This window comes from Streptomyces colwelliae (genome assembly GCF_048158785.1).
Lineage (GTDB): Bacteria > Actinomycetota > Actinomycetes > Streptomycetales > Streptomycetaceae > Streptomyces.
Map to the genome: position 1 here is coordinate 1 of NZ_JBLTJC010000505.1, position 6,344 is coordinate 6,344.

Annotated in this window: 7 protein-coding genes; 2 read left to right on the forward strand and 5 right to left on the reverse strand. The window is 66.8% G+C overall.

The window, feature by feature from the left end:
* Positions 1 to 263: 263 nt before the first annotated feature.
* Both ACNFOC_RS49110 and ACNFOC_RS49115 read left to right on the forward strand, forming a co-directional pair.
* Positions 264 to 1,118, forward strand: coding sequence for a helix-turn-helix domain-containing protein (locus ACNFOC_RS49110; protein ID WP_416965494.1), 855 nt, complete (start codon positions 264 to 266; stop codon positions 1,116 to 1,118).
* A gap of 11 nt (positions 1,119 to 1,129) precedes the next feature.
* Positions 1,130 to 1,324, forward strand: coding sequence for a DUF397 domain-containing protein (locus ACNFOC_RS49115; RefSeq protein WP_416965495.1), 195 nt, complete (start codon positions 1,130 to 1,132; stop codon positions 1,322 to 1,324).
* A 113-nt stretch (positions 1,325 to 1,437) separates the two neighbouring features.
* On the opposite strand, the gene ACNFOC_RS49120 is transcribed toward ACNFOC_RS49115, so the two are convergent.
* The 5 genes from ACNFOC_RS49120 to ACNFOC_RS49140 form a co-directional block, all read right to left on the reverse strand.
* Positions 1,438 to 1,722 (reverse strand): hypothetical protein, encoded by a 285-nt coding sequence (locus tag ACNFOC_RS49120; protein ID WP_416965496.1) that lies wholly within the window; start codon positions 1,720 to 1,722, stop codon positions 1,438 to 1,440.
* Positions 1,723 to 1,744: 22 nt separating this feature from the next.
* Positions 1,745 to 2,503, reverse strand: coding sequence for a hypothetical protein (locus ACNFOC_RS49125; protein ID WP_416965497.1), 759 nt, complete (start codon positions 2,501 to 2,503; stop codon positions 1,745 to 1,747).
* A gap of 402 nt (positions 2,504 to 2,905) precedes the next feature.
* On the reverse strand, positions 2,906 to 3,580 hold the full coding sequence (locus ACNFOC_RS49130; RefSeq protein ID WP_416965498.1) for a zinc-binding dehydrogenase: 675 nt from the start codon (positions 3,578 to 3,580) through the stop codon (positions 2,906 to 2,908).
* Between the two features lie 119 nt (positions 3,581 to 3,699).
* Positions 3,700 to 5,064: a glycoside hydrolase family 26 protein gene (locus ACNFOC_RS49135; RefSeq protein ID WP_416965499.1), complete on the reverse strand. Its 1,365-nt coding sequence runs from the start codon at positions 5,062 to 5,064 to the stop codon at positions 3,700 to 3,702.
* A 63-nt stretch (positions 5,065 to 5,127) separates the two neighbouring features.
* A partial coding sequence (locus ACNFOC_RS49140) for a DUF1266 domain-containing protein (RefSeq protein WP_416965500.1) occupies positions 5,128 to 6,344 on the reverse strand: 1,217 nt, incomplete at its 5' end.

Genomic DNA, 6,344 nt, shown 5'->3' on the forward strand with positions numbered 1-6,344 from the left:
GGGGGGTGTGGGGTGGGGGCAGGGTCCATGGGAGCTCCTTCTTGTTCGCTCGTGCCGGTACGGGGCGTTCGCGGCGCACACCTCCATGGCTCGGCCGGGCCAACTGGCATGGCTGCACTGTGGTGTTACTGGTGCACGTGTCGTTGCAGTGCCGAAGGTAGCGACAACCTTGTCCCTGGGCAAGGTTGTCGCTTATTTTCACCCTCGCGAGTGGACCCGGCTTCCGTGGCGCGGCAGACTCGGAGGCTGAAAGGATCGGAACCATGCCACTGAGAGACAACCCCACGGCCCGTCAGGTCCGACTGGGCGCGGAACTACGGAAGTTGAGGGAGTCCGCAGGCAAGACCGCACGGGAGGCCGCAGGGCTGCTCTCCAACGACCAGGCCAAGATCAGCCACATCGAGGCCGGCCGCATCGGCGTCAGTGTGGAGCGGATTCGGCGGCTTGCGGTGTTCTACGCGTGCGACGATCCGGACCTGATCGAGGCGCTGTGCGTCATCGCCCGTGAATCGCGGGGACAGGGCTGGTGGGACGCATACCGAGGGGTGCTCGCTCCCGGGTTTCTGAACATCGCCGAACTGGAGCACCACGCAACGTACTTGCGCAGTGTCGAGGTGATGAGCGTGCCCGGCATCCTCCAGACCGAGGACTACATCCGGGCGATCCACCGAAATGCCGCCCCGACTCTTCCCGAGGAGGAAGTCGACGTTCGGGTGGAGTTCCGGATGAAGCGCCGGGCCATCTTCGAGAGGGAGACGCCGTCGCCGTTTCGGGTCATCGTCCATGAAGCGGCTCTGCGTATGCGCTTTGGCGGCCGCGAAGTTGCCAGAGGGCAGCTTGAGTTCCTGCTGGAAGCCTCGCAGTGGCCGATGGTGTCACTCCGGGTTCTACCGTTCACCTGCGAGGACTTCGTCGAGGCCACGTACCCGCTGCTGTACGCGGCCGGCGTCGTGCCACAACTCGACACGGTTCAGATGGACAGTCCAGTGGGCGGCAACCTCATCACTGCCGCGGCTCAACTGAAGAGGTTCGCGAGGATGATTGACATCGCGGAGCGGTCGTCGCTGAGCGAGTCGGATTCCCGGCAACTCATCCGCCAGATTGAGAGAGAACTGTGAGAGGTCCGAGGGTGCCTGTGGAGTGGCAGAAGTCGTCCTTCTCGGGAATCGACGCGGAGAACTGCCTCGAACTCGCCCACCACAAAGGCCGAATACTCCTCCGCGAGAGCGACACCCCAGACATGGTCGTGACCGCCGCTCCCGCCCGCCTCCACACCCTGCTCCTCGCGATCAAGACCGGCCAGAAGCCAACGCGTACCCCGTAGTCACGCGGTTGCCCGTTCCGTCACCGAATGGTGACAGGCGATCGGCACGGACCCTTACCAGGCCGTGCCGCCGCTTCCGCGCGACCTTGCGTAGGGGTGTTCGCAGACCTCGGCTAGTCGCCCACGATATGCAGGTAATTTGATTGATCTATGGCCGTCCGTGCGGCCTCTATCACTTGTTCGACGACAGGTCCGCGCTCACCCTCAAGGTTCTCCAGTTCTTCGACGAGCCGCATGAGCTGCAGTCTGTTGAAGGTGGTGTTTCCGTGCACCATTACACCCCGCCGAACGCTTTCCCAGGGGCCGGAAGTGGAGACTCTGCGGAATTCATCTTCCACGTCGGGAATGTATCCGAGCCGATTCCCTTGGCGATCCTGAATGTATATGCCGAGCCCCATGGCATCGCCTTTCCATATGCCATCATTCCGGGTACATGGTTATTACGTCGCCGCTGATCTTGCTCACGGAAACGAGAATATTTTGCGTGAGATACCCACCGTTCAGCGCGGACGTGGAGCCCACGTATGCAGTGTAGACGAAGCGCTTTTGGTAGTATCCGTCCTCGTTCAGCAGCCAGGAGCTTGTGTTGTCGTTGAGGCCGTACAGGAAGATCTTCTGCAACTTGGACGGGGTGGTCCCCACCAAGAAAGTGCTCTTGTCCTCGGCTGCCTTGGTGTCGTCATCCGTGTAGTGAATGGCGTAGATGTCTGAGATCGACTTGTCGGTCAGATGCGGAACGGCCTGCATGTCGGACGGCAAATTGACGCAACCGCTGGTCACTGTGGCGGTGCAGCGTACGGGCTGGGTGTTGTTGAACAGGTATGCCGTGCCTGCTGTTACCGTCTTTTGGCAGACGGCGGTCTGACCGCTGATCTCGCAGCCGGAAGTCGCGGAGGTCCAGGTGGTTCCTGGTGGGGCTACGTATACGGATTCCTTTGTCAGTAGCCAGACCCCGGAGCAGTCGCTTGCCTCTTGCACGCAGGAGTAGCCGGTGTTGACCGGTGCGAGCGACGAGCATTCGACGCAGTCGCCGGCGGCGATGTAGTGAGAAACTCCGTCCGGATCGGTCACCCACTGGTCGTACTGAATCTCCAGCATTGCCGGTGTGCATGCGACGGTGGCGCCGCCCACCCAGTTCACCGCGGTGAGATACCCAGGAGTTTCAGCGGTATAGGCCACGCTGACGGAGACGCTTGCCGACTCCGTGCACTCTCCTGGTATCTCTGCGGTTGCGCTTCGACTCGCGGAGCCTGACTTCGTCGAGACGAGGGTGCCTGGAGAACTGTCGAGGGAGCCTGCTGGAATACTCCAGGCCGCGATACCCTGAGCGGCGTTCGCCGGAACTGTCAGGAATAGGCATGCAGCCGCTACGGATAAAATCAGCGCGCCCCATTTTGCAATTGATCTATGTATGTGGTTTCACCTTGAAGGTTCGATGGTGTACTCGTGAACCATATAAAGGGCATCGGCTATCGGGAGCATCGGATGCAGGGTTGTCCGAAAGGGAGTGATCGAAAGGCGTGAAGATGCCCTGTGGGGGTGCAGTGGTAAGGCGTGCGGGCTCAGCATGACCGCTGACGTTCACGGAATTTCCGGAAATTTCCCACGACGGGTCGCCATCCATTGCCGAACTAGCACGGGGGCGCGCTGAGGTCTGTCCGGCGGGACCATGGCCCGTGACTCGTCCGATTTCGAGGATGACCTTGCCAGTGATGTCGCCGCCGACGAAGGCGGGTTGAGCCTCCGCGGCCTTCTCCAAAGGGAAGACCGCGCCCACGCGCGCCGCGACCCGGCCCGGCCCGCCTCCGCCAGTGCCGTGACCGCCGTGAGGTCGGCCCGGTCCATGCGGGCGAAGACGTCCGTGGAGCCGGGGACACCCGGTTCGGCGATGGAGGCCAGTCGGCCGCCGGGGCGTACCGCTCCCGCCGATGCGGCGAGCGCGCCGCCGCCGATCGTGTCTAACACAGCGTCCACCCCCGTCGGGACCAGGTCGAGCACCCGCTCGGTCAGGCCCTCGCCGTACGCCACCGCCTCGGCACCCAGCGCACGCCGCACATACGCGTGATCGTCGACCGAGCCCGCCCTGATGACGCGGGCGCCCCGGGCCATGGCGATCTGCACGGCGACGGATCCGACACCGCCCGCGGCCCCGAGCACGAGGACGCTCTCGCCCTGCCGTACCCCGAGCGCGTGCACCACGCCCCGGTACGCGGTGAGCGCGGCCAGCGGCAGGCCCGCGGCTTCCGCGAAGGACATCGTGCTCGGTCCTCCACTCGCCGTCGACGCGGCGCGGCACTCGACGCGCACGACAGCGACGCGGCCGGGGCCTGAGACCACCCGCCGCTCAGGGGGCGGGACTTGAGACCGAGCGTCGCTCAGTGGGCGTGCAGCGACCCCCACGCGAAGTTCTGTCCGAACCCGGTGCCCGAACCGCCCGTGTACACCTGGTCCGTGGCGTAGTACGTCGCCTTCACGTCCGCGTTCGAGTTGATGGCCGTCTTGGTCATCCCGGAGCCCCAGGTGCTCCAGATCACCCACGGGCTGCGGGTCAGCGCGTTCGAACCCGCCGCCGTGATCGGCATGTTGTACGTCTCCGCGAGCATCCGCGGCTTCGCGTAGTCGACGAGCCCCGTGTAGTACACGTGCGTGAGGTCCGAGGCGGACGGGCTGTAGTCGTCGACGCCGACGACGTCGACGAGGTCGGCCCCGGGGTAGTAGTCCCACGGCACGTCGGTGCCCTGCGGGTCCCAGGCGCCGGGCGACCAGACGAAGATCAGGTTGTGCAGGCCCTTCGTCTTCACCAGGTAGTCGTACGTGATCCGCCACAGCTTCTTGTAGGAGGCCGGCGTCTTCCCGCCCCACCAGAACCAGTCGCCGTTCATCTCGTGGTACGGCCGCAGGAGCACGGGGACGTCCCACGCGGCGAAGTACGAGAGCGTGGCCGCCAGGAAGCTCAGGTCCGTGAGGAGCGCCCGGTACTCGTCGGTGTCCGACTCCCAGTCGAGGATGCGGTCGAACCACGCCTGGTCGGTGGTGAGCGTCGCCAGGGGGTAGGAGGCGTCGCCGCCCGGGTGCTGGCCCGTGACCTGGGTGAGGACCCGGCTCCAGGACTTCACCGCGGAACCGGGGTACGGCTGGTGGAAGCTCATGCCCACGATGCCGGAGGCCGCGCCGCCGTTGGCGAGGGTCGCCGTCGTACCGTCGAGCCGGACCATCGTGCCGTCCGGGTTGTAGGAGCCGTCCGCCGCGCGCGGCAGGCCCTTCCACACCCCGAGGGCGAGGTCGACGGCGTCGTCGTCGTACTGCCAGGACCGCAGCCCCGTCGGCAGGCCCAGCGGCCGGTCGTAGGAGCGGTCCCCGTACGTTCCCCAGCCGGTCGCGCCGTATCCGGGCCCGAGGTCGATCTCGACGAAGCCGGACAGCTTGCCCGTGATGTCCGCGGCCTTCTTGTAGTAGTAGCCGGAGAACGTCGTGCCGCCCGTGTCCCCGTAGCTCGCGTTGTACAGCTCCTGCTGGGTCTCGACGTGCTGCCCGATGATCGTCATCGGGTGCGTCCCGGAGCGCGCCGCGTTCTCCAGCGACACCAGGTGGCCGTAGACCTTCTGCGCGTTCGCCGACGCCGACGGGTCCCGGCCCGTCAGCGTCGGCGCTATGAGCGGCGTGGCCGCCCGTGCCACTCCCGGTACGGCGGACGCGGCGACGGTGGCGCCGAGGGCGGTGACGAACGTACGTCTTCGCAAGGCTCAACCTCCAGGCAGGGAACGGATCTTCGCCAGGTTATGGTCCCGCCTGCCGGAACTCGCCTACCGAAAAGGGATGTTCAGCCAAGGGCTCCCCGCCTCCGTCATCAGGATCCGGTGCGCCGAGACCATGTCCTGGTACCAGTCGCCGAACTCCTCCTCGTCGAAGTGCAGGCAGCGGCCGAGGATGTAGCCGACGGAGAAGTCCGGCCAGGAGCGGTAGGCGAGGGCGGCGGCTCGGCCGGCGCGGATGATGGCGGCCTCCGTCTCCGGCAGGGTGGCGAAGCGGGCGCCCAGGCCCCAGCGGGCCATCTTCGAGGCGCGGCCCAGATCCCAGGCCTCGACCGACGTGACGTAGCGGTTCTCGGCGAGGATGCCGTCGGCCCGCATGCGGGCCTCGTAGCGGGTGATGCGGCCGATCAGGCGTTGTACGCCCTCGATGCGGGCCTCGGTCTCCGACGCGGGGCGCGGGTCGGTCTTTGTGACGCCGTCTTCCGTGATCACCGTGGTGCCCTCGGAGTTGGCGCGGATGACGGTGGCCACGGCCTGGCGCCAGTAGCCGGTGTCGACATGGCCGCCGAAGTCGCGGGCGATCGTACGGCGCAGGCTCAGCGCGAACTCCCATACGGAGCTGGACGCTTCGCAGGCGAGCAGGTTGCGCAGGTGGTACTGCCACTCGGCGCGGGTGGTGATGCCCCACCACTCGCGCAGCCGCCGACGCTCACCGTCGTAGCCCTGGCCGTGCCAGGCCGGCGCGTTCCACAGGGAGCCGTTGCTGACGCAGAGGAGGGCTCCGCAGGCCAGGCCGTGGGCCACGGGGCCGTGGAGCGCGCCGCCGACGTGGAGTGCGCGCAGGCGCATGGAGGTGGGCACGGGGCCTATGCGTTCCGCCGCGCGTGACCAGTCCGTCGTGCCCGGGGGGCCGTAGGGGAGGGCGAGTTCGCAGGGCGAGCCGGGGTTGACGACGATGGCGGGTGGGCACCGCGGGTTCCAGGCGTCCGCCGCCCAGCGCAGTGAGGCGCTCGAATACACCAGGTCGTCGGGGCGCGGTGCGGGCAGCATGCCGTCCGTGAAGAGTTCCCAGCGTTCCGCGCCGGTGCGGGGGTCGCGGGTGAACGTGCGGTGGACACGGTCCGGTTGGGCGTCGTAGGCCTCGCGCGACATCACGTAGTAGAGGCGGACCCGGGCCAGTACGTCGTGGTACGCGGGCCGGTCACCGCGCGCCCGCGCCTCGGACAGTGCGCGTTCCGTGTCGGTCGGCGGGGTCCAGGCGGGAGGTG

Bases quoted from the DNA above. Each gene is read 5' to 3' on its own strand.
- ACNFOC_RS49110 (WP_416965494.1), top strand. From the start codon at position 264: ATGCCACTGAGAGACAACCCCACGGCCCGTCAGGTCCGACTGGGCGCG.
- ACNFOC_RS49120 (WP_416965496.1), bottom strand. From the start codon at position 1,722: ATGGGGCTCGGCATATACATTCAGGATCGCCAAGGGAATCGGCTCGGA.
- ACNFOC_RS49130 (WP_416965498.1), bottom strand. From the start codon at position 3,580: ATGTCCTTCGCGGAAGCCGCGGGCCTGCCGCTGGCCGCGCTCACCGCG.